This window comes from Klebsiella michiganensis, assembly GCA_000963575.1.
GTDB lineage: Bacteria > Pseudomonadota > Gammaproteobacteria > Enterobacterales > Enterobacteriaceae > Cedecea > Cedecea michiganensis_A.
Map to the genome: position 1 here is coordinate 4,460,807 of CP011077.1, position 24,074 is coordinate 4,484,880.

22 protein-coding genes, 1 tRNA gene and 1 pseudogene are annotated in these 24,074 nt (G+C 45.4%); 8 read left to right on the forward strand and 16 right to left on the reverse strand.

Annotation, left to right across the window (positions count from 1 at the left end):
* Positions 1-20: 20 nt before the first annotated feature.
* Complete coding sequence (locus VW41_20650) at positions 21-473, forward strand: UDP-3-O-(3-hydroxymyristoyl) glucosamine N-acyltransferase (protein ID AJZ91255.1); 453 nt, start codon at positions 21-23, stop codon at positions 471-473.
* On the opposite strand, the gene VW41_20655 is transcribed toward VW41_20650, so the two are convergent.
* Together VW41_20655 and VW41_20660 are read right to left on the reverse strand one after the other, a co-directional pair.
* Entirely contained in the window at positions 470-901 is a 432-nt protein-coding gene (locus tag VW41_20655) for a hypothetical protein (protein AJZ91256.1), read from the reverse strand. The genes VW41_20650 and VW41_20655 overlap by 4 nt on opposite strands.
* Complete coding sequence (locus VW41_20660) at positions 879-1,271, reverse strand: Rhs-Related protein (GenBank protein AJZ91257.1); 393 nt, start codon at positions 1,269-1,271, stop codon at positions 879-881. The genes VW41_20655 and VW41_20660 overlap by 23 nt, the downstream gene beginning before the upstream one ends.
* A gap of 474 nt (positions 1,272-1,745) precedes the next feature.
* Between VW41_20660 and VW41_20665 the strand changes: the two genes are divergently transcribed.
* From VW41_20665 to VW41_20680, 4 genes are all read left to right on the forward strand, one after another.
* Positions 1,746-2,012: a transposase gene (locus VW41_20665; GenBank protein AJZ91258.1), complete on the forward strand. Its 267-nt coding sequence runs from the start codon at positions 1,746-1,748 to the stop codon at positions 2,010-2,012.
* 50 nt (positions 2,013-2,062) lie between these two features.
* On the forward strand, positions 2,063-2,857 hold the full coding sequence (locus VW41_20670; protein ID AJZ91259.1) for a transposase: 795 nt from the start codon (positions 2,063-2,065) through the stop codon (positions 2,855-2,857).
* 600 nt (positions 2,858-3,457) lie between these two features.
* Entirely contained in the window at positions 3,458-4,696 is a 1,239-nt protein-coding gene (locus tag VW41_20675; protein AJZ91260.1) for a nucleoside 2-deoxyribosyltransferase, read from the forward strand.
* Complete coding sequence (locus VW41_20680) at positions 4,693-5,298, forward strand: ExsB family protein (GenBank protein AJZ91261.1); 606 nt, start codon at positions 4,693-4,695, stop codon at positions 5,296-5,298. Before VW41_20675 ends, VW41_20680 begins: the two co-directional genes overlap by 4 nt.
* 595 nt (positions 5,299-5,893) lie before the next feature.
* Here the strand turns inward: VW41_20680 and VW41_20685 are convergent.
* Both VW41_20685 and VW41_20690 read right to left on the reverse strand, forming a co-directional pair.
* Positions 5,894-6,739: an 8-oxoguanine DNA glycosylase gene (locus tag VW41_20685; GenBank protein ID AJZ91262.1), complete on the reverse strand. Its 846-nt coding sequence runs from the start codon at positions 6,737-6,739 to the stop codon at positions 5,894-5,896.
* Positions 6,736-7,407, reverse strand: a complete 672-nt coding sequence (locus VW41_20690) for a DNA methylase (protein ID AJZ91263.1) — start codon at positions 7,405-7,407, stop codon at positions 6,736-6,738. The genes VW41_20685 and VW41_20690 overlap by 4 nt, the downstream gene beginning before the upstream one ends.
* Positions 7,408-7,679: 272 nt before the next feature.
* Between VW41_20690 and VW41_20695 the strand changes: the two genes are divergently transcribed.
* Positions 7,680-9,095 (forward strand): deoxyguanosinetriphosphate triphosphohydrolase, encoded by a 1,416-nt coding sequence (locus tag VW41_20695; GenBank protein ID AJZ91264.1) that lies wholly within the window; start codon positions 7,680-7,682, stop codon positions 9,093-9,095.
* Between the two features lie 70 nt (positions 9,096-9,165).
* On the opposite strand, the gene VW41_20700 is transcribed toward VW41_20695, so the two are convergent.
* The 9 genes and pseudogenes from VW41_20700 to VW41_20740 form a co-directional block, all read right to left on the reverse strand.
* Positions 9,166-9,426, reverse strand: coding sequence for a hypothetical protein (locus tag VW41_20700; GenBank protein ID AJZ91265.1), 261 nt, complete (start codon positions 9,424-9,426; stop codon positions 9,166-9,168).
* 595 nt (positions 9,427-10,021) lie between these two features.
* Positions 10,022-10,236, reverse strand: a pseudogene (locus VW41_20705) (hypothetical protein).
* A gap of 508 nt (positions 10,237-10,744) precedes the next feature.
* Entirely contained in the window at positions 10,745-10,981 is a 237-nt protein-coding gene (locus tag VW41_20710) for a hypothetical protein (protein AJZ91266.1), read from the reverse strand.
* A gap of 193 nt (positions 10,982-11,174) precedes the next feature.
* Positions 11,175-14,276, reverse strand: coding sequence for a DEAD/DEAH box helicase (locus VW41_20715; GenBank protein ID AJZ91267.1), 3,102 nt, complete (start codon positions 14,274-14,276; stop codon positions 11,175-11,177).
* On the reverse strand, positions 14,269-15,444 hold the full coding sequence (locus VW41_20720) for an anticodon nuclease (GenBank protein ID AJZ91268.1): 1,176 nt from the start codon (positions 15,442-15,444) through the stop codon (positions 14,269-14,271). Before VW41_20720 ends, VW41_20715 begins: the two co-directional genes overlap by 8 nt.
* A 1-nt stretch (position 15,445) precedes the next feature.
* Positions 15,446-16,735: a hypothetical protein gene (locus VW41_20725; protein ID AJZ91269.1), complete on the reverse strand. Its 1,290-nt coding sequence runs from the start codon at positions 16,733-16,735 to the stop codon at positions 15,446-15,448.
* A complete protein-coding gene (locus VW41_20730; GenBank protein AJZ91270.1) occupies positions 16,732-18,288 on the reverse strand; it encodes a restriction endonuclease, M subunit in 1,557 nt (518 codons plus the stop codon). Before VW41_20730 ends, VW41_20725 begins: the two co-directional genes overlap by 4 nt.
* A 531-nt stretch (positions 18,289-18,819) precedes the next feature.
* Complete coding sequence (locus VW41_20735) at positions 18,820-20,076, reverse strand: integrase (protein AJZ91271.1); 1,257 nt, start codon at positions 20,074-20,076, stop codon at positions 18,820-18,822.
* A gap of 197 nt (positions 20,077-20,273) precedes the next feature.
* Positions 20,274-20,358: transfer RNA gene (locus VW41_20740), tRNA-Leu, on the reverse strand.
* 206 nt (positions 20,359-20,564) lie between these two features.
* Here VW41_20740 and VW41_20745 point away from each other — a divergent pair.
* Together VW41_20745 and VW41_20750 are read left to right on the forward strand one after the other, a co-directional pair.
* Positions 20,565-21,623 (forward strand): oxidoreductase, encoded by a 1,059-nt coding sequence (locus VW41_20745; GenBank protein AJZ91272.1) that lies wholly within the window; start codon positions 20,565-20,567, stop codon positions 21,621-21,623.
* A 356-nt stretch (positions 21,624-21,979) separates the two neighbouring features.
* Positions 21,980-22,579, forward strand: a complete 600-nt coding sequence (locus VW41_20750; protein ID AJZ91273.1) for a transcriptional regulator — start codon at positions 21,980-21,982, stop codon at positions 22,577-22,579.
* Positions 22,580-22,637: 58 nt separating this feature from the next.
* Here the strand turns inward: VW41_20750 and VW41_20755 are convergent, their stop codons facing one another.
* The 3 genes from VW41_20755 to VW41_20765 all read right to left on the reverse strand — a co-directional run bounded on the left by VW41_20755 (position 22,638) and on the right by VW41_20765 (position 24,047).
* A complete protein-coding gene (locus VW41_20755) occupies positions 22,638-23,189 on the reverse strand; it encodes a hypothetical protein (protein AJZ91274.1) in 552 nt (183 codons plus the stop codon).
* A 150-nt stretch (positions 23,190-23,339) separates the two neighbouring features.
* Positions 23,340-23,630, reverse strand: a complete 291-nt coding sequence (locus tag VW41_20760) for a hypothetical protein (GenBank protein AJZ91275.1) — start codon at positions 23,628-23,630, stop codon at positions 23,340-23,342.
* 3 nt (positions 23,631-23,633) lie between these two features.
* On the reverse strand, positions 23,634-24,047 hold the full coding sequence (locus VW41_20765) for a hypothetical protein (GenBank protein ID AJZ91276.1): 414 nt from the start codon (positions 24,045-24,047) through the stop codon (positions 23,634-23,636).
* Positions 24,048-24,074 lie beyond the last annotated feature (27 nt).

The window sequence follows — 24,074 nt, forward strand, 5'->3', positions numbered from 1 at the left end:
ATGAACCAGGGCAGGCATGTATGAAAATCCTCAAAAGCGGCATCCGCGACGTGATTGCCGGCGACGATGTCACCGTTGTGGAGCCGGTTAACCTCTACGAATGCACGCTGCAGGCCGGCGTATTCGTCGGGCCTTTCGTCGAGATCCAACGCCACTGCGTGATCGGCTCCGGCACCCGCATCCAGTCCCACTCGTTCCTGTGCGAAAACGTCACCACCGGCAAAAACTGCTTTATCGGCCACGGCGTCACCTTCGCCAACGACCTGTTCCGCAGCGGCAGGCCAGACCCCAACCCTGAGAGCTGGATAGCCATCACCCTCGGCAATAACGTCACCATAGGCAGCGGCAGCACCATTCTGACGGAGCATATTTGCAGCGGCGCGGTGATTGGCGCAGGCAGCGTGGTGACAAAGGATATTCTGGTGCCCGGGGTGTATGTCGGGAGCCCGGCGAGGCTGGTGCGGGGGTTTTAACGACCGCCATTAGCGGTAAAGCTGATAACCGGCATAATCGCGACGCCATCGGAATAGAACAAATCAGAGTTGGTAAACGAATAAACGCGACCGGTAAGTTTGACGTTAACATGGCTACCATAGCCCGTTACCTGAGCATTGCTCACTTCTGAGACCAGAAACGGGGCACGACTCTTCAGATGCTCCATTGGATCGCCCGATAGATTGCCGTCCAGATAATAGCGATAGACCTCTGAAACCGTAGCGCCACCACCTTTGTAACGCGTGATATATAGGAACGTAGTATCGGTGACTTTTTGACGGGAGAAAAACACATCATCCCGAGGGCCATTGAAGTAATACTGATATGCTGCATAGCCACCCACAAGCAATAACAGCCCAGCGGTTAACATACAATGCAGACTCTTAATAACCGTGTTGTTTGGCATAATCTATTCCCTGTTTAATCCAGAACTGATCGTGTGGGTCGTCTCCATACGGGAATGAACCATACCACGCTCCCCACTGCGGTTGCGATGTTCCGGCGCGGGTCTGAGCAAATCCCGCGGCAATAAATAGCGTTTCTTCGGGTATACCAGCAGCAAACCCCGCAGCACCATAGTTAAAATTGCCAAAGTTAGCCAGACTTCTGTCTTGCTGTTTGTAATCCCATGGACCACTATTTCTAACTTTTTGATAAAACCAGTAGTACGTTTGCGGCAACGCCATATTTCGGCTCATGCCATTTGACCTTGCCTCGCGCATATTTTTCATAATTAAACCAGCACCTTCGCGCGGCATTATTGGAATCACAGCCATAAATATTCATCCTTAATTATTCATGGGATTATTCTTTACATCAAAACATAATCATACCAAATACTATGATTGTTTAATTTAAACGTCATTGGCCACAAGATAAAGAAAGCAAAACAAAAAGTGTGCTATCGCGCAACTAGCGAAGAGGCGGGAGTAATATTTTAGCCTGGTGAGTAAACTCTTCAATTAGGCTTATTGGTACTTTTTAAGAAGAAGTAATGCTACGTTCTTCGTCGTATTCAGCCTTATGAATCACTTATAGATTAACTTATTTAGTAAGCAGGAATTCTATAAGAATTTACAGGAGGGAATCATGGCTAAAGGTTGGCATCCGGCAGATATCATCGCCAGTTTACGCCAGAAGGGAACATCCCTGGCGGCACTTTCCCGAGAATTGTAAGTATCCCGGTAAACCGAACCATTCACTTTTAGAGATCTTCCGACATACTGATTATGTCCTGTGAGGAGATCACCATGCGTAAAGCCCGATTCACCGAGCACCAGATCATTGCCGTTCTGAAGTCTGTCGAAGCCGGACGTACCGTTAAGGATGTCTGCCGTGAAGCCGGTATCTCTGAAGCCAGCTATTACAACTGGAAAGCGAAGTATGGCGGGATGGAAGCGGCCGATATTAAAAAAATCAAAGATCTGGAAGACGAGAATCGGAGGCTTAAACAGATGTTTGCTGATCTCAGCCTTGAGTGCCGGGCACTGAAAGACGTCATCGAAAAAAAGCTTTAAAACCAGCGATAAAGCGTGAGCTCGTCGGTTACCTGACTGCGCAATTTACCATGAGCATTCGCCAGGCCTGCAGGACGTTATCGCTGAGCAGGACGGTCTATTTTTACCAGCCCGATACCCGGCGCGATGAACCGGTGATCCAGGTGCTGACTGAGCTGGCAGAGCGCTACCCGCGATACGTTTTTAAGAAGCTGTTCCAGCTGCTGCGCAGGCAGGGTAACACCTGGAACCATAAACGCGTTCACCGGATTTACTGCCTGCTGAAACTGAATTTTCGTCGCAAGGGAAAACAGCGTTTACCCGCGCGTAACCCGACGCCACTGGCTACGCCGGAAGCGCTAAACCAGAGCTGGTCCATCGATTTTATGCATGATGCGCTGGTCTGCGGCAGACGTTTCCGGACCTTCAATGTGGTGGATGACTTTAACCGCGAGGCCCTCGCAATAGAAATCGATCTGAATATCCCCGCACAGCGGGTGGTCAGAGTGCTGGACAGAATAGTGGCAAACCGGGGTTATCCACTGAAACTGCGGATGGACAACGGACCAGAACTGGTCTCACTGACGCTGGCACAGTGGTCTGAAGAGCATGGAGTGATGCTGGAATTTATCAAACCGGGAAAACCAACGCAGAATGCCTTTATCGAACGGTTTAACCGGACGTACCGGACAGAAATCCTGGATTTTTATCTGTTCAGAACCCTGAATGAAGCGCGGGAAATCACAGAGCACTGGCTGATGGAATACAACAGCGAGCGACCTCATGAATCCCTGAATAACCTGACACCGGAGGAGTACCGGCTGATGGCCGAAAAACCGGAAATCTCAAAAAGTGCGTGGAACTAAAACGGGTGTGCTTACATCATGTCTGCTGGCAGGGAGACAAGGTATGCCCAAAATGTTGCGACTGGGTTTATGTGTTAGACGCTTAAGAGACCGATGGTAGGCATACTCCCAACTAGTGAAGATATCACCCGATGGCCGGTATAGCGGCGATACCAGGTACAAAAGCAATGTTTGATGATGATCAGAAAACCGTCATTTTTTGTACAAATGGATCTTTTTTCATAATACATTTTAACGACATATCTCTAACTATAATCTCGAGGTCATTATGTCCGGTTCAGGTGGTGGAAGCTTTGGTGGTCAGTTTGGTCAAGACACTTTTGAACTTACATGTGAAAAATTAACGATAACTACCCAGCTTAGCTCGCCAAACCCAGCTGTTGTGCCATTACTAAAAGCTGGAGACATACTGGTCATCCAGCAACGCAACCAAAACGGATTATCTTTAACTGAAGCCATATATGGCGCTAACCAAGTTGCAGGTGGTATTGCCTCCCCTCAAATTCAGCGCATGCGTGAATGCATTGAGCTTGGTACTACATATGTTGCCCGGGTAATCTCAATCAACGGTGGGCAGGTTATGGTTAAGGTTTATGCACAATGAATACAAATACACCAGATAGTGGAGTTTTGACATTAGTTGGAGGCTCTTACCATGAAGTCTGTTTGCACCCTGGCTACCACGATATATTCGGATCTGCCGGTCGAGCCGCATCAGCGCTTGCCCATCTCAAAGTACCAGTAAATTTTCACACTTACGCGGATAACAGCGTTGCTCAAGTACTTCGTGAGAGAGCTTATTTTGAGAGCTTTAATGTCGACATCCAACCTCTAGCTCGTTCTATTTTGTTTCACTACGAGCATGGCCTGTCAGAACCTAAAATTTATAATGTTCCTCCCGTATCGATGCCAGACATTAGATTGCAAGCGACTAACGTTCTACGTTATGGGATGCTGGAAGGGACTGCTGTAGTTGATGCTGAATACGCCGTTTATGACCCTCAAAATGTGTCGAAACCTGAATTGTTCAAGCAAAACGGCTCAACAGCGAAGAATCTGGCACTTATTCTCAATCGCTATGAAGCCACAACGTTGAGTGGTCAACCTAAATTATCTGTTGAAGAGCAAGCTATCCATTTGTTTGAACAAGGCCATGCGCAAGTAATTATAATTAAGCAAGGGCCTGCTGGAGCATTGGTATGTGATAATGGAAAAATATCCACGGTTCCAGCTTATGAGACCAGTAATGTATTCAAAATAGGTTCAGGAGATGCGTTCGTTGCTTATTTTGCATACCAGTGGATGATTAATAAAAAATCTGCTCATGATGCAGCTAATGCAGCTTCTCATGCAACGGCGTATTATTGTGAGAACAGTTTATTTCCATCAACTCAAGGGCTCGCTGATTTTAATCCCAAGGCAATTTCACCCACCCCTGAATTTCTACGTGGTGAAACATATTCGGTCTATCTCGCAGGCCCTTTCTTTACTTTGGCACAGATGTGGTTGATTGAACAAGCTCGCCGCAATTTGAGCGATCTAGGGTTTAAAGTCTTTTCTCCTTATCATGACGTCGGGCATGGTAAAGCAGAAGATGTTGTAGAAAGAGATCTTGAGGGAATAAAAAATGCTGATATCATTTTTGCTATTGGTGACGGTTTAGATGCTGGAACAATCTATGAGGTCGGGTACGCTCGAGCATGTAATATACCCGTTGTCTTCTATGCGGAAAATGAAGCTGATGAAGACAAAAAAATGATGTCTGGCTCAGGATGCATCTTGTGCAAGGATTATGTTACTGCAATCTATAAAACACTTTGGGCAGTGGTGCAGAAATGAAGACAGCTCTATTGCTCTCTGGCGGCATGGACTCTATCGCAATTGCATGGTGGAAACGACCAGATATAGCCATTACTTTAGATTATGGTCAACGTGCTGCGGAGGCTGAAATAAAGGCAGCTAGTGCGACCTGTAGCGCCCTGAAAATTGATCATCATGTCATTAAAGTAGATTGTAGCTCTTTAGGGTCTGGGGATATGGCGGGTGCAGAGGCTGATTCTAACGCACCGTCCAGTGATTGGTGGCCTTATCGTAATCAAATGCTGATTTCACTTGCTGCAATGAAAGCTATTACGCTTGGTGTCACGCACCTCTGGATAGGGACAGTGAAGTCTGATAGCTCTCATTTAGATGGCACTCTAGATTTTGTTTATAAAATCAGTGAGTTAATGTCTTTCCAGGAAGGCAACATGATCGTTGAAGCCCCAGCAATAGAACTTTCCACAACTGAGTTGGTTAGAATTTCTGGTGTCACTCCGGGTGGTCTTGCGTGGGCGCATAGTTGTCACAAAGCTAATATCCCATGCGGTAATTGCCGTGGGTGCAATAAGTATTTTCAGGTTCTGGATGAAGTGGGATATGAACTGGACAGACTTAGGTAACCCTTTTCCGCGCATACAACCTCTCACGTACCGACCTATTGAATGGCCGATAGAGGAGGTTTTTTTTCTACCACCTCCATTGGAAGGTAATTTACTGCCGCCAATGCGTTCAGTGATAGATTCACGTAGAACACGACGTGAGTTTGGATCATTGGATCATTATTTACTTTCTGAATGGCTCTGGTTAGTTGCGAGAGAAATGGTTGCAGGGCATTCTCGCTTAGGCTTCGCACTAACCCAACGGCCGGCACCTTCCGCTGGTGCAATTCACCCTATACATATTGTTCTTTCCTTGCCAGAAATGGATGGGTGGCAACTCTACTTACCGGACAAGCACGCGTTGGCGTTACTTTCACAGCCAAATCAGACAAGGGACGTTGTACGCAATGAATTATTGCCAGTACTTGATATTCAATCTGGCATCGTTATTAGGCTTATTGCGGAACCAGGGATGACCGCAGCTAAATACGAAAATGCGGACAGCCTTGTATGGCGTGACGCAGGTGTTTTAACAGGACAGATGGCACTTGTAGCAGAAGCGTTTGCATGTAATTTTTGTCCACTAGGAATTACAGGCAATGAATGGTGCGCCAGTTTAAAACTGGAGGACTGTTTGGCTGGTGTCGGTTTGGCGGTTCTTGGCTCGCGTTAAACGTGGTTTAAGTTTTGTAAGTGGTTGACCTCTCGAGGATTCAAGCAAAGTGAAAACTGTAGCTGATGATGCCTGCATTTCGTACCAAATGAGAGCATCCAGCTCTGAGGCTTTCACTCCCATTGATTCACTAAACTGGATGAACAGTTGTTCAAGCTTCAGATAATCGCGTTCTACAGTTAGGTCTTGAGGGAAAAAACCAGCCAATAGACCAGCTCGCAGAATGTGAATATCTAATATTGCAATATCATCTGCACCAAGCCAATTTCGTGCTACCCATGATGCTGTCTTATAGCCAATACCCGGAATAGTAGTTAGCCAGTCGCGGAGCAGTCGGCCTGATTCAAGTGGTGGTGTTTCGACATCTAATTTGTTCAAAGCTGCGGCTAGATAACGGGATTTCTGCTTTGCGAAACGGTAACGCACGAATTTACTACCTGTATCAATCGGCTGAGAAAGCCACTCGTAAAGAAGCTCTTCTGAAGGAGATGGTACTTCAAATGCTCCATATGCTTTTAACAGATTAAATGCGGCAATGCCTATTGCTGCAGGTATTCCATGTCCACCAAGTAAGCAGGCTCCTACTTCCTCTTTTAAGGTCCGCCCCAGTTTGTAATTAACTGTATTAACTTCCAACCGGCGAGCAAAGACTTGGTAAGCCCAGTATGCAGGGGAGGGAAATGCTTCAATCTTTCCCCACATTACTCCTGGTAGTATGGCTTGATCAGCTGCAGGAAAATCGAGGTTGATTATAGTTGGCCCTATAATTACAGCTCCGCGCTGAGTCATACTGTCTCCAGACCATATTTGGTATTCAGCCATTGAATTAATTCACTACGCTCTGTTTGCTCCATCTGCTCGATCCGGTCATACAAGCGGGCACGACGACGAGCAACGGTTTGTCTTTCTCTGTAGTTGTTACCTAGATAACGTGAATCATGAAGCTTTGCTGGTGGAGCATAGTTCATCCACACGCTTTCTTCTCGAATACCTGAGTGGGTTTTTGCGTTAAATTTGACGCAGCGCCAACTTGTTAACATTTCGTTGTAAAGAGAGTTTTCATATCCAGAAATCATAACGTTACATGTTAGTGATAATATCTTTTCAAGCAGTTGTCGGTGGTTATCATCACTGTATTCATGCCGATAAATTCGGCTGCGTTTCCGGGTGCTGTGAACGTATGGTGGATCAACGTAAACTAACTCATTTCCCTTAAATGGAAATGAGCTAAGAAACGATAGGGCATCATCGTTAATGAGTTCACACATACATGGCTCTGTTTTACGCCACTGTTCAATGACTTTGCTATCTAGATCTACACCAATACTTTTTTTAGCGGGAAGTTTGTTGCGCATAACTGCGCCTCCGCCTAAGTGCGTCTCAATGTACGTTTGGTGCTCGGGCATCAAGTTGATGAGCCGTTGGTAGCACTTGCCTTTTCCGCCTGGATATCTCATGAGGTAATCATCGTCATTTTTGACGATGATGTCAATTTTAATTGTTCTTCAAACGCTGGATTTTGGTAGTCAAAAAGAATGGTAAAAAATGTTTCACAATTCGGAATGATTGTGATTTTTATTTCACGGCATTCAGACTAAAAAATAATTACAGAACTAATAATATCATGTGGTTATGTTCTTTTTTTTGTGCGGTTAATCATGATTTTTACAATATTCCATTGTTAATATGTATGAAACTTTAGTGGACCACATCTTCATTAGGAACTCTCATGCATTGGAATGACCTCTTAAACAGCAATCGTCGTAAACCCAAAAAAGAAAATAAGGATTCATCCCAAGATACTTCCAAAGGTAGGCAGCAGATAGAACGTGATTTTGACCGTATCCTCTTCGCTGCACCTACTCGTCGGTTAGCAGATAAAACACAAGTTTTTCCTTTGGATAAAAATGATAGTGTTAGAACACGCCTTACTCATTCACATGAAGTGGCTAATTTGTCGAGAGGAATCGGCATGCGACTGGCTTTTGAGCTTCAAAATGAGGTATTCAAGGATGTTTGCAAAGACATCTGCCTAGAGCGCGATGTACCCGCACTGCTAGCGACAATTGGTTTGGTGCATGATATGGGCAATCCACCTTTTGGGCATCAAGGTGAGAAAGCTATGAGTGAATGGTTTACAAAAAACCTGCCTGAAAAGACTAAAGAGTATAAAGAAAAAATTTATGACGATTTTCGTCGTTTTGATGGGAATTCTCAGACCTTTCGTTTGGTGACTAAGCTTCAAATTTTAAATGATAATTATGGGCTAAATCTTACCTATGCCACCCTAGCATCAATGATCAAGTACCCCATATCGTCGGATGCAAATTCCGAGCTATGGAGTAAACACGGTTTCTTCCTTTCAGAGAAAGATGTTGTGCATGATGTCTGGGAAAAAACTGGCTTGTGCGAAGGTGTTCGTCATCCATTTACCTACCTAATGGAAGCTTGTGATGACATCGCCTACTCAGTACTTGATGCTGAAGATATTGTGAAAAAAGGGCTTGCCTCATTTCACGACCTTATGGATTTCATTCAGTGTCATCAGCTTTGTAAAGAGGATGTTGTTGCGAAACGCGTTGTGGATAATTGCAAAGAAGATCATACGACCTACGCGCAACAAGACCTTTCCCCTGCTGAGCTTAATGATATGAGCATGCAAAAGTTTCGTGTCTACGCCATCGCAGAGCTTGTTGATGCGGTTGTTATCGCATTTAAAGATAATATCGACAAATTTTTGAATGACAACTGCCAAATCAAGGACTTGGTGTCTGAAAGCAATGGTAGAAACTTGTGTAAGGTATTGAAGAAATTTGACAGTTCCAGGGGCTACAAACACAGTAGTGTTCTTAAGCTTGAGCTAAAAGGCTCTAACTATATCAAGGGCCTAATGGATATGCTTTGGCTCGGAATTAAAGGTCGTGCAACAGATGGCACCCAATGGGATACACCATTTGGTCGTTACGTTTACGGTCGCATTTCGGAAAACTATCGGCGTATTTTTGAACAAAAAAACGACTTGCCAGCCCATTACAAAGAAGCTCAGTTGCTCGCTGATGCGATTTCGGGCATGACTGACAGTTATCTGATAGCATTACATGATGAACTCGCAAAACTCCACCAGTACGAATGTCGTCAGAGATGAGAATCTCCTTAAGCGCCGGGTAAAGTATTACATCAAATCTGGTCGGGGAGGTAGACAAAGCGAGACGGCGCTAATCAAGGCGCTGTCGCAGCAGGCACGTCTGTATGTTTTTGGTGGGCTTATCCGTGATATTGGTCTTTTTACGGCTCACCAGTTTCGTTCTGATATTGACTTGGTTTTTGCTGGTTCCAAGAGACATCTTCATAGAGCTCTTTCTGATTATGGTTTGCAGCAGATAACTGAAAATAAATTTGGTGGCTTCAGAGTTAGAGATTTCAGTGTTGACATTGATATCTGGAGTCTTGAGGAGACTTGGGCTTTTAAAAATCATTTTATCATTCAAAAAGATGTGGAGAGCTTGCTGAATACTACCCTAATGTCATGGGATTCAGTTCTTTACGATATTCAAAATGATAGGATCATTACAAATGACTCATGGCTTACTGATCTACATACTGGTCGCCTCGATTTGGTACTAGAACATACCCCAGATGTAAACAGTGCTTTAATCAGAATATTGCGCACTATCTATGGTAAAGAAGTACTCATTTTAGGTGAGCGTCTATGCCAGTTTTTGGCATCATCGCTGAATGTTTATTCAAATCAGACATTAGTTAGTGATGAGCTTGAACGTTTTAGGACAAGTTACATTACTAGCACAAGGCTATCCAAGCTCCGCCAAGATCTTGCCAGTTGGTCAGGCAAAGGTGGTTTAAAAGTTAATGCCCATCTGTACTGTAAGCAGCTGAATTTAGAGTTAATTTCATCAACTGAAAAAAAATAGCACATTAACAAAAACTATTTTTATTAGCCGCCTGCACACGCGCGTGTGCAGGCGGCAGTCCATATAGTCAGTGCTCCTGCGCAATGGAGACATATTGCTGTCGACTGAGTTTTTAGCTTCTGATATCAGTTTTTCAGTCGATCTACTCCAGCCATAACTTCCGGCGTGAAAGCAGGATCACATCGTTCGTAATGGGGTCGCCAAGCCTCGGACGAGGCAGCAGGCGAATGGGGATGGTCAGATGCAGGCTGGCATCATAATCACACCCTAGGTACGTTTTTAGCAACGCAAACACATCCTTGCGCTGCTGACCCGTGGCATCCACCCTTTCGCCTCATCAGCATCTTCGGTGCTCATTTCAATCCGCATGCAATAGTTTGCATCTTCGACTTCATCCCTCAGAATCGGGCGTTCACCCAGCGTCATTCCCCCGTGAATCTTCAGTCGCGCACATTCAGCCACAGGCATCCAGGCCGGGTGATGCGGGATGACCTTTACCTGTGTATTCGGAGCCTGGATGCGGATCACTGCGGCCACACCTCCAGTCGTGCGGGTTGAATGCAGCAACGGTTGAATAATTGATAGCAGGCGTGATGCAGGCAATTCCCGGCTGTGGGTAATGTCGGTCAGCGCCATCAGGCTGCGGGAGAACTTATCCGTGCCGCTGTCTTCAAACGTTACGGGGTACCTGTATACGGTAAAACTGCGTCATCAGCCGGTGATTGAAGATATAGAGGAACGTGGCCATTATTGCATCAGCCCCTTCTCGCCCCTAGTAGCTGATATCGTCAAAGTAAGCATTCGGCAGTGGAGAATCCACGCAGTACAATCCCAGAAATTTTATCCTGACGGTCAGCGGGGTATCCTAGTTATCCGGATCTGTTTCTGCACACTTCAGCTCGCCGGATGGAAAACCTAAATGGGGATCGGGCCTGAAGCGCACCAGATCACTGTCCGGGTATAAACCTGTACCCAGCGACTTCCCGCCAGCCTTCTCCAGCAGCTGACAGAAGCGGTAGAAATTGAACCGGGCAGTCTGATCGTTACCGTCGCTGTCGAGCCAGAAAGACGGCAACGTTTTCTTGTCTTCAGCATCGTTCACATTAGCACCCTGTCAATCCGGCGTTCCGGCCACGCCCATTCCGTGCCGGGCTCGGTGAGTACCACCGTCAGTTGCGTAAAGCGAATAACGCTGGCGTACTGTGTGAAAAACTGCTCCAGCAACTCACAAATTAGCCGGGCACAACCTACTTAGCTTCATATTGACCAGCCATAAGGACTGCTTTGGTCATCTATCAAACGTTTCCCCCTACTCCCTTGAATTTCTCGACAAACACAGCAATTTTCTGAAAAACACTCTGCTTTTTGGTCAGATACTGTGGGTTAAGCGGACTCATTTTAGGTAGGATAGAATTTAGTTCGGTGCCATTTTCGCTTGCAAATTCGCGCTTAAGCGAGGTGGTGATATAGCGCCTAGCCGCCTCATCATCCAAATTTTCAGAGCTGATCAACTCGTCAGCTTCGCGCTGTTGCTCTATCTGGGCAAACGCAAAGAAGGCATCTATAACACTGGCTTTATCGCTAATCTTATCTAAATCGGTTTGATTGATAAAATCAACCAGCAGGCTTTCCTTGGCACGGTTACCTAGGCTTGCGCGGATCAACCGGCGCACTTCGTCAACTAAATCAGCTTTGTTTCTGGTTTTTTTGTTGTGGTCAAAGATCAGCTCCAGTATGTAATCGAGGTTAATCTCTTGGGATTTCAGCAGGTCCACTTCGAATACCACATCATCCCAGTCGATGGTAGATTTGTCCTTGTCCTCTGCTGATTTCTGACGACGCTGCCAATCTAGGATGTCGTTATAGGCCGAGCGATAATCCTGAATCTTGCGCTCGGCTGGAAGGCGTATTGTTTGCAACTCGGCCAGCTTTGCATCATCCAAGTAGTGTTCGGCTTTAAACTCCTCGATGGCTTCAGGATCATGCATATCTACACTTTGCAGGGCTTTCAAGCTGGCAAATTCATCGTAGTTTTGGAGCACATTCTCTACACGTAAGTATTCGCCAAAAAGTTTGGCAAAGGCTTTTTTGTCAGCTTCTTTTTCAATTACAGCGGGATCAGGAAAGAGCTGCTCTAACTCGCTGACGACATCCATAAAGCCACGCCGTGCCTGACCAGTGACTACATCGGTAAAGCCTTCCATGTATTCCTTGTAGCTCTTCTCCAGCACCACGTTTTTAGTGTTTTTGTCACCAAAAAGAGTGATGGCATCCACGGTCGCTTGTTCCAAGTCACGGAAAGTAACGATATTGCCAAAGGTCTTGGTAGCGTCATAAATACGGTTGGTCCGCGAATAGGCTTGCATCAGACCGTGATAACGCAAGTTTTTATCTACAAATAGAGTGTTCAGTGTTGGAGCATCAAAGCCAGTTAGGAACATGCCCACCACAATCAGCAGATCGATTTCCTTGGCTTTAACCTGTTTAGCCAAGTCGCGGTAATAATTCTGGAAACCATTGCTGTCTATGCTGAAGTTAGTTTTGAACAGCACGTTGTAGTCCGCGATGGCCGCGCTTAAGAATTCTTTAGCGCTGCTATTCATGGCCGAAACATCAAAACTTTCATCCTGAATATCCCCCACAGAATCCTGCTCTTCATTAGCAGTAAACGAAAAGATAGTGGCCACTCTCAATGGTTTATTACTGTGCTTTTGCAACTCTTTGAACGACTCATAATAGAGCTTTGCCGCATCCACGCTGCTCACCGCAAACATGGCATTAAAACCCTTAGCATTCGCTTGTAGACGATGCGTCTTTTGCCGGAAATTGTTCAGGATGTACAGGGTAATTTCGCGAATACGGTCAGGATGCAACAGCACTTGCCTGTTTTCAGCGGCACTGATTTTTTTCTCATCTTGTTCGGTTTCGATAGTTTTGAAATGTGGGCGAACATCGTTATAGTCCACCTTGTATTTGAGCACCTTTTCATCACGAATAGCATCTGTGATGACATACGAGTGTAATTCCCTGCCAAACACGCTTGCTGTGGTATCTGCGCCAAGTGCGTTTTGTGGGAAGATGGGGGTGCCAGTAAAACCAAATTGATAGAAGCGTTTAAACTTCTTCTTCAAGTTTTTCTGTGCCTCACCAAACTGACTGCGATGGCACTCATCAAAAATGAACACGACCTGTTTGGTGTAAATAGGCAGCTCACCTTCGCTTTTCATCAGATTATTGAGCTTCTGGATGGTAGTGACGATGATTTTGTTGTCGTCTTTATCCAGATTACGTTTAAGACCGGCGGTACTATCAGAGCCATTTACACTATCTGGCGAAAAGCGCTGGTACTCCTTCATGGTCTGGTAATCCAGATCTTTACGGTCCACAACGAAGAATACTTTGTCGATAAACTCCAGCTCAGTGGCCAAACGCGCGACCTTAAAGCTAGTGAGGGTTTTGCCAGACCCCGTGGTATGCCAGATGAAACCACCGCTTTCTGGTTTGCTCCAGTTTTTGGCTTCAAAGGCGCTTTTCACTTTCCACATGATGCGTTCAGTGGCGGCAATTTGGTAAGGGCGCATTACCAACAGAGTATTACTCACATCAAGTACTGAATAATGCAGCAACACATTCAGCAACGTGTGTTTCTGAAAGAAGGTAGCGGTAAAGTCCTTAAGATCTTTGATCAGGCTGTTATCGGCTTTTGCCCAATTCATAGTGAAGTCGAAGCTGTTTTTATTTCGCGCTATGGTGTTGGCAAAATAGCGGCTATCAGTACCGTTAGAGATTACAAACAGCTGCAAATACTTATAGAGAGAATTATTGCTATTAAAGCTCTCTTTGCTATAGCGATGTATCTGGTTAAAGGCTTCTCGAATAGCAACACCACGTTTTTTCAGCTCAATTTGCACCAATGGCAAACCATTAACCAGAATCGTCACATCGTAACGATTGGCATAACTACCAGCTTGTTCAAATTGCTTGATCACCTGTACCTTGTTACGGGAAATGTTCTTTTTATCCAGCAGATAGATGTTCTTAATACGACCATCATCGAAAACGAAGTCGTGGATGTAGTCATCGTGGATTTTGCGGGTTCTATCCACAATCGTATCGCTACTCTTATTAAGATATGTTTTAACATAGCGTTGCCATTCGCTTTCGGAAAATTGCACTTTATTAAGTGTTTGCAATTGTAAACGCACATTCGCAAGGAGAGCCTCAGGATTATTTAGATCATTAAGGAATTCATAACCTTGATCGACTAAATCTTGGATCAGCTCTCGCTCTAAATCTCCTTCGCTTTGATAACTATCTATAACATTCCATTCTCGGGTATATTTGTCGAGTATAACAAAGCTGTTTGATTCAGTAATGGTCTTGGTGCAATCAGTCATTCTGTTGCTCCTGTAACCAATATCCATATGTATTAAGATTTCTAAGAAGTAGGCCTACCATCTCTTTTTCAGGTGGTGTTGGTTCTGTAATCTCTTCGTTAGATAAAGTATTATGAGGATAAAAATTCATAACCCGTGTTGCGTAAGTCTTTTTATCTTCTGGTAAAAGCTCAGACCATCTTTGATAACCTAAAAAGTTAGCAGTTTTTTCATATAAATTACGCAACAACGCAAAATGATAGCGCTGCACACTATTGGTAATAACTGCTTTTTCAATAATGGATTTAATATGCAGGTGGTAGGAAAAGCTTTTATTTGAATCCCCTTGCTTCTCTTCATACTCAAATGTACCATCATCTAAACGGCTAAGGATATAACCACTCTTGGCTCCAACCTCGTTGTAAAGGACATTGTAGAATAGAGCATTGTGCGTAGACACGATAAATTTTAGATTCGAATCACTCGATTTGATCAATTGACCTAAGTTCACTGCAAGCTGAATCAAATGATTTTCATCAAGCGAACTTACCGGATCATCAATAAACACATATTCTAGTTGATTGAATTGATCTGTTTCCCGATCTTCCGGTTCAGCAACATTGAGCACGCCAATGACCTGCTCAAGTAAAGTATAAAAAATACTCCAGATAAAATTACTCTCTTCACCCTTAGATATTTTTAGATTTCCCGAGTTCGTCGCATCGCCCCTCTCCATCGAGAAGGTAACTTCAGAAAAGGCTCTGATGGTGACCTCACTTCCGTCGTCATTTTGTTCTTTTCGTTCTGAATTGAACCGTGGAGTAAGTTTATCATTTGTATAACGTTGAAATGTCGTAATAATGTTCTGATCTTGTCCCTGATCCTTTAATACCCAATCCGTAAAAGTATTGGATTGAATTTTCAGCTTAGGTTCACCATCATCAATCAGATCGTTATCCCAATAGAACAAGTCTTCCGTAAAAGCATTGTAATAGAGAATCTTATTGCGCGATAATACTAATTGTTCTATCTCTTCACCATCTTCACTGCTTACCATTTTGGGGGCTATGAGTTGTTTGAACTCCCTCGAAAGACGAGTCTTACCCGTACCATTAAAAGCATAAATTAACTGTGCTTTTTTATTCGTACTTTTTAGCTCCTCAGCTATTTCCATTAACACTTTACTCATATCAGGCTGCTGCCTCCGAGTCTGGTTTTGAAAAACTAAACAATAAATCACGGTAATATTCATATTGCTTTTGGCGCAGCTCGATTTCGCGCGGCAAACCTTCACTTAATGAATTTGTGATAGCATCAAATTTATCCAAAATACCAACAATACGCTCTTGTTCAGCAAGAGATTTTTCAGGATCGTCAGGATATGGAATTGGAATTCTAACTTTTCCAATCCCACCAAGTAATAAGCGATTAACTTTCCCTCGAGAAACATACTTCGCCTTGTCATCTATAAACTTAGATGTTTGCATCACATAGGAAATGAATTTTGGATTCATCGAATGACGGAATGCATAGCTGTCATCATGAATAGCTACCTTCTCATTACCAATCCATGCTACGGCCTTACCCACATCGTCAACTGTTTCGCCAACTCCAGCGATTACAACATCACCAGGCTCTGCGTAGCGCAAATAATCAGCCATATCAAGGCGAATTTTTGAAACCGCATGCTTTGTCCAAATACCATAAAGGGTATATATTTCGCCATAGTGAATAGCGCTGATCCCATCATCGACATAATCGGCCTTGGTAAAACGTTTTCCACGAATAAATTCGCCAACCTCTCCTAATGCTTTCCACTCCACCTCACACTCTTTAAAGCTTAATAACTTATCGCGGTAATAATTATATTGCTTTCGCCTGATGTTAAGCTCGGTGATAAGCTCGTTGGTAAGCCCACTTGTAGGCTCAGTGAAAGTATCTAAAATACGAACAATTTCCGCCTGAATTTCGGAGGACATTTTAGGATTATTCGGACAGGGGATTGGGATTACAATTTTAGCCAAATCACTACTTGAAACTCTACGAACTTTTGCACCGGTTATATATTTCCTTTTCTGCTCTTGAAAAACATTAGTTTGAAAATAATAAGCAAGATACTTAACGTTCTGGCTATGCCTAAAAACCATCATGTCACCAGAAACAGCCGTCTGCTCGCCAAGCCATGCTAACGGTTTAACTACATCCTCATCGTTCTCCGATGTCGTAGCTAATAAGAGATCATTTTTATAAGCTTTCTTCAATTTTATGGCTAACTCTTCATCTACAAATGTAAATGTTTTTGTTGCTGACAATCCATATTTCGTATAAATCTGACCATAATGTATAGCAGGAAAACCTTCAGTTACAAAATCTTTCTTTTGCATTCCATTTCCCCGGATAAACACGCCTATTTCTCCAAGTGGTTTCCATTCCACATCAGCCCCATTCAGCAGTTTCTCCAGATAATTTACTTGACTCATATTTCAAACCCCTCGCATTCAATTTCTGCAACAATTGCATCAATTTCAGTACGAAGTTGATCTATCCTTTTAACAGTGTTTTTCAATTCAGCATTGAGTTTGGAAATATCTATCACTTCCCGATTATCTTTTTGAACAATATAACTACTCACGGACAAATTATAATCATTGGCAGCTATAGTCTCAAAAGATACAGAATGGGAAAAATGATCCACATTTGACTTGCTTTCGAATACCTGCATGATTTGTTCGATATGTATATCCAGCAGCACGTTGTTGTTGGTTTCTTTTTTAAACATGTTACTGGCGTCGATAAACTGGGTAGTGTTCTCTTTTTTATTTTTCGCCAGCACTAGAATATTCACAGCAATAGTAGTGCCGTAGAATAGATTTGGTGCAAGTGAAATCACGGTTTCGACAAAATTATTATCGACTAGGTACTTTCTAATTTTTTGCTCGGCACCCCCTCTATAGAAAATGCCAGGAAAGCAGACGATGGCAGCACGACCTTTGCCGGATAGGTAGCTAAGAGCATGCAACACGAATGCAAAGTCAGCCTTGGACTTGGGAGCTAATACGCCTGCGGGGGCGAAACGTTCGTCGTTGATCAGGGTCGGGTCTTCAGAACCTATCCACCTCACTGAATAGGGTGGGTTGGAAACTATAGCATCGAAGGGTTTATCATCACAAAAATGCGGTTCCGTCAGGGTATTACCCAACTGGATATTGAACTTATCATAATTAATGTTGTGCAAGAACATATTCATCCGCGCCAGGTTGTAGGTGGTGTGGTTGATCTCTTGCCCAAAAAAACCTTCTTCGATGATATGAGCATCAAAGTGCTTTTTAGCTTGTAACAGCAGTGAACCGGAGCCACAGGCCGGGTCATAAATCTTGTTAACGCTGGTTTGCCCGTGCATGGCAAGTTGCGCAATCAGCTTGGACACATGTTGTGGGGTGAAGAACTCGCCCCCAGATTTACCGGCATTGGCTGCATAGTTGGAGATAAGAAACTCGTATGCATCGCCAAACAAATCGATATTGCTCGCTGAAAAATCACCGAAATCCAACTCGGCTACACCTTTAAGTACCGCAGCCAGACGGGAGTTTTTGTCTTTTACCGTGTTACCCAAGCGGTTGCTTGTAGTGTCGAAGTCGGCAAACAACCCCTTAATATCACGTTCTGAAGGAAACCCATTGGCCGAAGCCTCAATGTCAGCAAAGATGTGGGCGAGATCGGTATTTAGACTCTCGTTGCTATGGGCATTTTTAACTACATTTACGAAGAGATCGCTGGGGCGAATAAAGTAGCCCTTGGTCTTGAGGGCATCCTCTTTAATCTCTCGGCTAATGACGCTATCCGGCAGATCTGCGTAGTTGATGCTGTCATCACCTGCTTCTATGTAGCTGGTAAAGTTCTCGCTGATAAAGCGATAAAATAGGGCTCCCAATACATACTGCTTAAAATCCCAACCATCAACAGCGCCGCGAACCTCATTGGCAATAGCCCAGATCTGGCGCTGAAGTGCGGCACGTTGTTGAATACTTGTCATACTGTTGTTCCTGTTGAAAATCGTTCGATTTATGCTTAATTGCTTGCTTAATTTTGATTCAGATTGAATGAACATCTAGCCTTGCAGAATTTTGAGCAACCACCCTCACTGAGCCTAATGAAGTTGCTGACATTCGGGCGATATGGCAAAAAGTATATAGCTATGCCAGCTAGGCATCACCTTTAGAAGGCTATGGCATACCGACAATTCTCACTCCAAAGCTTCCACTTAACTAAACAAGAAAAAAATAATCTACCACAAGAATTGGCAGTATCAGCACCACTGCTGACCCTGCCGCTCCCCTTCAAAATCCACATTAATCTAAACGTGACATTCAAAATCCCCTTGGATCATATCCCCATCTCTATACGCTCGGTATGCCGCTAAGACAGCTTGGACCGGCCATGTTAAGATAGAACATGTTTTTAATTATCGTTCTTATCCAAATGAGGGAAACGGTGTCTCAATTCAGCCGAGTGACTCCTTGCATTTATAGAACGATGTATACAATGCAGAAGAAGGCATGGTCGATCACTGACTAAGCTTTGCAAAATCAAACGGACTAACCCCCTTCTCCCGGTTCATATCCAGATAATCCGCCCACCATTGCAGCATCAACCTGCGCTCTCCCAAATGCTCGGCCTTATGAATATAAGCCGCACGCACAGAGTTACGTTCCTGGTGACTCATCTGTCTCTCTACTGCATCCTTCGACCACAAACCCGACTCAATCAGCGAACTACACGCCATCGTCCTAAAACCATGCCCGCAGACTTCAACTTTCGTATCGAACCCCATAACCCGCAGCGCCTTGTTCACCGTGTTTTCACTCATCGGTTTACGTGGATCATGATCGCCAACGAAGATCAGCTCACGATTGCCATTCATGCTTTTGATCTTTTCCAGTATGTCGAGAGCTTGCCGGGATAAAGGCACAAGATGTGGAGTCCGCATCTTTGAACCTCTATGTGAATGCTTTACACCTTCCAGCGGTTCACGCTCACCCGGAATCGTCCACATGGCAGTATCAAAATCAACTTCTGACCAGCGAGCAAAACGTAATTCACTAGAGCGAATGAAGACCAACAACGTCAGCTCCACAGCTAAGCGTGTTAGTGGTCTGCCAGTATATGTGTCGATACGATGGAGTAGTTCAGGAATGCGGTTAAGTTCTAGTGCAGCACGATGCTGTCGTTTAGCTGTGGCAACTGCTCCAGCGATCTCTTGTGCAGGATTGTAGTCAATTAAACCGCTCTGCACGGCAAAACGCATAATTGCTGTTGTTCGTTGCTGTAAACGCGCAGCCACCTCAAGACGTCCAGACATCTCTACGGCTTTGATAGGAATAAGTAAATCTCTGGTTTTTAACTCAGCGATATTCCGCTTACCAATCGCATCGAACAGATTATCTTCCAGGCTTTTAAGGACACGCCCACTGTGGGACTCTGACCACTTTTGATTGCTGGCATGCCAATCTCTGGCAACAAATTCAAAAGTGATAACTTCTTTTGCCTGCTCTTCTTTCACTGCGCGTTTATGTTCACGGGGATCAATACCGGCAGCAACTAACCTTCTCGCCTCTTCTCTCTTCTGACGAGCATCGGCTAAAGAAGTTTCAGGATAAACACCAAATGCCATCAGGTGCTGCTTTCCACCAAAGCGAAAACGAAAGCGCCAGTACTTGGACCCATTAGGATGTACCAACAACGACATACCGTCGCCATCAGCAAGCGAGTACTCCTTTGTATCGGGTTTTGCTGTACGTACTTTGATATCTGTAAGAGCCATAACGGTTTCCTTCCATGTACCGCTGTGAGTATATAATCATTATCGAACCAGCATATATACTCGGTTCTATACTCACAAGCGACTTGATGTGGATAGACGCAGTTGACATCTGTTGAATGAAATTTGGCGGAAAGCCTTGCGGATACTGGATTTCAGGCACAAAAAAAGACGTCCGTTGACGTCTATTGATGTTCCGATGGTGCCGAAGGCCGGACTCGAACCGGCACGTATCTCTACGGTTGATTTTGAATCAACTGCGTCTACCGATTTCGCCACTTCGGCACTGAAGGGGTATGCGGAAACGTTGTGGATTATACCTGTCGCTGGCGGCCTTGCAAGCGGCGCTGTGCGTAAGTGGCGTTAAGTGCTGAATTTTTCAGCGGTCTGTCCTTTTCCTCCGAGCCCCTACTATGAACAACTCAACGGTTTACATTCCCGCTCGTTTGCGATGAGATTCGTTCTCAGCCTGGCCACTCAACGGAGCCCCCATGCCCAACCCAAACCTCACTCCCCCCATGCGGGTCGCCATCATCGGGCCGGGGCAAATCGCGGAGAACGTACACGCGGCTTACTATGCGACTATTCCTTCTCTGGCTTTAGTGGCGGCCTGCGGGCGCGACCTGGCGCGTACCCGGGCGTTTGCGGCTAAGCTCGGCATCCCGGCGGCGTATGACGATGTCGGGCAAATGCTACGTGAGGCGAAGCCGGAGATCGTCAGCGTTTGTTCGCCTAATAGTCTGCACTACGAGCACGTCATGCAGGCGCTGGAGGCGGGTTGCCATGTTCTGTGCGAAAATCCTCCGGCGATGACGGTGGTGCAGGCGGACGAGATGCGGCGGGCGGCGAAGAAGGCCAATCGGGTGCTGGCCTACAATTTCCACCATCGCTTTGCGCTGGACAGCGCCCTGCTGCGCGAGCAGGTTCAGGCTGGTACTCTGGGGGATGTCTATGTCACCACGGCCAAAGCGCTGCGCCGCAGCGGCGTGCCGTCGTGGGGGAATTTCATCAGCAAGGATTCCCAGGGCGGCGGCCCGCTGATCGATCTCGGCATTCATATGCTGGACGCCGCGCTTTATGTGCTCGGCTTCCCCACAGTGACGCGGGTGATGGCCCACAGCTTCCGCAGGCTGGGCAACAGCAAAAACAGCGGTCAGTTCGGCGAGTGGGATCCGGCGCTTTACACGGTGGAAGACGCGCTGTTCGGCGTGGTCGAGTTCGAAGGCGGCGGTATTCTGCGCCTGGACACCTCCTTTATCCTCAACGTGGAAGACACCTCGCAAATGAACGTCGAGTTCTGCGGCGAACGCGCCGGTGCCACGCTGTTCCCGGCCCATATTTACCACGACCGTGACGGCAAGCTGGAAACGCTCCGCCGCCGGGAGGCCGCCGACGACCGTCGCCATTTCCGCGCCATGGAAAGTTTTGTTCGCCACGTTCAGGGCGAGGCGGCCATGGTGGCCGATGCCGAACAGGGTTATGTGGTGCAGCAGATCGTCGCCGCGCTCTATGCTTCGGCGGAACAGGGCGGTGGCTGGGTAACGCTTTAGCCAACGGGGCACGGGTAACCAGTGCCTCCCCGACTCAAAAACAATGAGAGGTGGCTGAAGATCATTTCTGTTCGGCACCGAGAACCACGTTTAAATACGAGGCGGATAATTTACCTTCATCTTTAATTCGAGATTAATCCTGGATTAAATTTTATAAATCTAACGAAAAATACATTTTAACGCACACACCTTGAATATATTATATTTCTTAAATAAAAAACCAAACCTTTGATTATCCAATATTTACCATAGGTCAAAAGCCCTATGGTAAATAGCCTCTATCATTATGATCCACGCATTGAATACTCTTCATAAAAATAAACTCAATAGCTGCACCTCTGTGGAGAAAAACAACAATGCATATTCTGATGATCGACAGGCAATCAATATTTATTGAAGGCATGACATCCGCACTCAAACCATTCATTCCAGAAATAAAAATTCATGGTATTTTCAACCAGCAAGACATTTATCTAAGTTTAGGCCAATTCCCCGCATCATTAATACTCCTGGATGGTGATGGAAATAAAAATGATGGGTTAAAACTCCTCGATGAACTCGCCGAGAAATTACCTTCTGTACCGGTCGTTATGCTGGTCAATAAATACCAGCCGGCACAATTGCGGCAGTTTCTTCGGCATCACGCCGTGGCGGCAATCCGGCGGGATTCTCCTCCAGCCACCATAGCACAAACCTTGCAAACAGCCGCGATGGGCATGCTTTGCTTCCCCCATGAAAGCCTCCACAGCCTGAATGAGAGTGGAGACGCCAGCACGCTGCTTAGCGACAGGCAAAAAGAAATACTGAAACTGCTTGCGGCGGGAGAATCGAATAAACAGATCAGCCGCCAGCTTAATATCAGTGCGGGTACGGTGAAGGCGCATCTGGAGTCTATTTTTAGGCGCCTGAACGTCTCTAATCGTACTCAGGCAGCCATGCTTTACACCGAAGAATAATAAACATTTTAATTCAATGTGTTAAAGCACCCCATACTGCGGTACAGGGTGCTTTTTTTTATTTAAGAACCGGATAGCCCGTCAGGATATACCACTGATTATTGCTGCCGTAGCGTTCAAGCACCGTCACGGCACCCTGCGTGTCATCAATATCAGCGCTTCCTTTTGTCTTGCTGTAAACCTCCCCAACCTTCGCCCCGGAACCTTTCATGTCAGTTTTGATAACATAGCGGGTCTCACCGGAGGGAACATCAGTCTTCTCACAGAATGTCTTAATATCAGCCCCAACAGATTGCCACATTGCGCTCGCGTCAGACCAGCTTGAGGCCGTCGCTTGTTTCGTGCAGTTGCCTTGTTTTTGCACCGTGCGCTGCTGTAACCAGGTGGTATCTTTACCAATATGGCATTCAACAAGGTGGCTGTTATTGGTTGCCGCTGTTTTCTGAGCACTTACCCAGTTAGCCGCGGTAAAATTCCCCGCCGGGAGCGTACAGGCAAGTCCGGTATTCGCCGCCCATGCTCCGGCTGAGCTAATAAATAACGAAATAGCCAGGCCAGAAGTAAAGGATAATGATTTAACAACGCGGCAATAACGAGTTTTATTAAACATACTATTCTCCTGCGATTAAGTTGAATGAAGCGAATTCGCAGGTTCAAAGTAAGTTTTATCGGCAGGTTAAAATATTTGGCAATTGGCGTATAAAGAGAGACAAATGGCCTGGGTAAACATTCCGGGCAGCAGACTTGCCACCCGGAATAGCTACTTTTTATCCCTCGACACTTGCAGATAGTAATAAAGTGCCACGATGGCCATACCGATATCCTGTAAAATCCAGAATGGGAATTTCTGTCTAATTATTGCAACATTAAAAATCACCCAGCTAAAATTAATACCGCACTGGATCAACAACCCCAGCGCCATAATAAGCAGCCCAATTCGACACCATAGTGGAAGCGCCAAAGCTCGCCCATTTAATGCGCTGACATAAATAATTAGAGCAATAATGATATTCAATAAAATCTCAGCACTTAGCAGCAATTTCATGCCCATCACTCACTCCTCCGTATCCGGTTTAGTGGATGCCTGAGGAGGCGAAACGTTATCGGACATATTGCGTGCCGCCCGCTTCAGTTCTCCGGCAACTTCAAGAATGTCACGCCCCTCCCGGCGGTTAAAAAAGTTAGCCAGCCATGCAATCAGGCCGACGCTTATCGCGCCGATGACATATCCCATGCCCATAGCAATATCACTGTCGCTGAAGTTCATCCCGAGCCAGCGGGTGATTAACCTGCCAAGGGTAATGGTCATGCTCACGCTGATCGCCCCAATAATGATTCCAGCCATCAAGCGCCCATGCTGATGTAGCTTTTTCGGCTGCCAGAAAAAAGAGACGCTAAGGCCGCCAAATAAACCCGCAAGTGCGGCAAGACACTGGCTGATAATTGCCTGAAGATTAATCATCTCCATACACACCTCATCAGCAGATGGCCTCAG

What these genes read in the sequence shown, in the direction of transcription:
- VW41_20725 (AJZ91269.1), bottom strand. Translation starts at nt 16,735, where the DNA reads ATGAGTCAAGTAAATTATCTGGAGAAACTGCTGAATGGGGCTGATGTG.
- VW41_20720 (AJZ91268.1), bottom strand. Translation starts at nt 15,444, where the DNA reads ATGAGTAAAGTGTTAATGGAAATAGCTGAGGAGCTAAAAAGTACGAAT.
- VW41_20715 (AJZ91267.1), bottom strand. Translation starts at nt 14,276, where the DNA reads ATGACTGATTGCACCAAGACCATTACTGAATCAAACAGCTTTGTTATA.
- VW41_20755 (AJZ91274.1), bottom strand. Translation starts at nt 23,189, where the DNA reads ATGTTTAATAAAACTCGTTATTGCCGCGTTGTTAAATCATTATCCTTT.
- VW41_20750 (AJZ91273.1), top strand. Translation starts at nt 21,980, where the DNA reads ATGCATATTCTGATGATCGACAGGCAATCAATATTTATTGAAGGCATG.
- VW41_20675 (AJZ91260.1), top strand. Translation starts at nt 3,458, where the DNA reads ATGAATACAAATACACCAGATAGTGGAGTTTTGACATTAGTTGGAGGC.
- VW41_20690 (AJZ91263.1), bottom strand. Translation starts at nt 7,407, where the DNA reads ATGAGATATCCAGGCGGAAAAGGCAAGTGCTACCAACGGCTCATCAAC.
- VW41_20685 (AJZ91262.1), bottom strand. Translation starts at nt 6,739, where the DNA reads ATGACTCAGCGCGGAGCTGTAATTATAGGGCCAACTATAATCAACCTC.
- VW41_20655 (AJZ91256.1), bottom strand. Translation starts at nt 901, where the DNA reads ATGCCAAACAACACGGTTATTAAGAGTCTGCATTGTATGTTAACCGCT.
- VW41_20660 (AJZ91257.1), bottom strand. Translation starts at nt 1,271, where the DNA reads ATGGCTGTGATTCCAATAATGCCGCGCGAAGGTGCTGGTTTAATTATG.
- VW41_20650 (AJZ91255.1), top strand. Translation starts at nt 21, where the DNA reads ATGAAAATCCTCAAAAGCGGCATCCGCGACGTGATTGCCGGCGACGAT.
- VW41_20735 (AJZ91271.1), bottom strand. Translation starts at nt 20,076, where the DNA reads ATGGCTCTTACAGATATCAAAGTACGTACAGCAAAACCCGATACAAAG.
- VW41_20695 (AJZ91264.1), top strand. Translation starts at nt 7,680, where the DNA reads ATGCATTGGAATGACCTCTTAAACAGCAATCGTCGTAAACCCAAAAAA.
- VW41_20730 (AJZ91270.1), bottom strand. Translation starts at nt 18,288, where the DNA reads ATGACAAGTATTCAACAACGTGCCGCACTTCAGCGCCAGATCTGGGCT.
- VW41_20765 (AJZ91276.1), bottom strand. Translation starts at nt 24,047, where the DNA reads ATGGAGATGATTAATCTTCAGGCAATTATCAGCCAGTGTCTTGCCGCA.
- VW41_20760 (AJZ91275.1), bottom strand. Translation starts at nt 23,630, where the DNA reads ATGGGCATGAAATTGCTGCTAAGTGCTGAGATTTTATTGAATATCATT.
- VW41_20665 (AJZ91258.1), top strand. Translation starts at nt 1,746, where the DNA reads ATGCGTAAAGCCCGATTCACCGAGCACCAGATCATTGCCGTTCTGAAG.
- VW41_20670 (AJZ91259.1), top strand. Translation starts at nt 2,063, where the DNA reads ATGAGCATTCGCCAGGCCTGCAGGACGTTATCGCTGAGCAGGACGGTC.
- VW41_20680 (AJZ91261.1), top strand. Translation starts at nt 4,693, where the DNA reads ATGAAGACAGCTCTATTGCTCTCTGGCGGCATGGACTCTATCGCAATT.
- VW41_20700 (AJZ91265.1), bottom strand. Translation starts at nt 9,426, where the DNA reads ATGATTTTTAAAAGCCCAAGTCTCCTCAAGACTCCAGATATCAATGTC.
- VW41_20745 (AJZ91272.1), top strand. Translation starts at nt 20,565, where the DNA reads ATGCCCAACCCAAACCTCACTCCCCCCATGCGGGTCGCCATCATCGGG.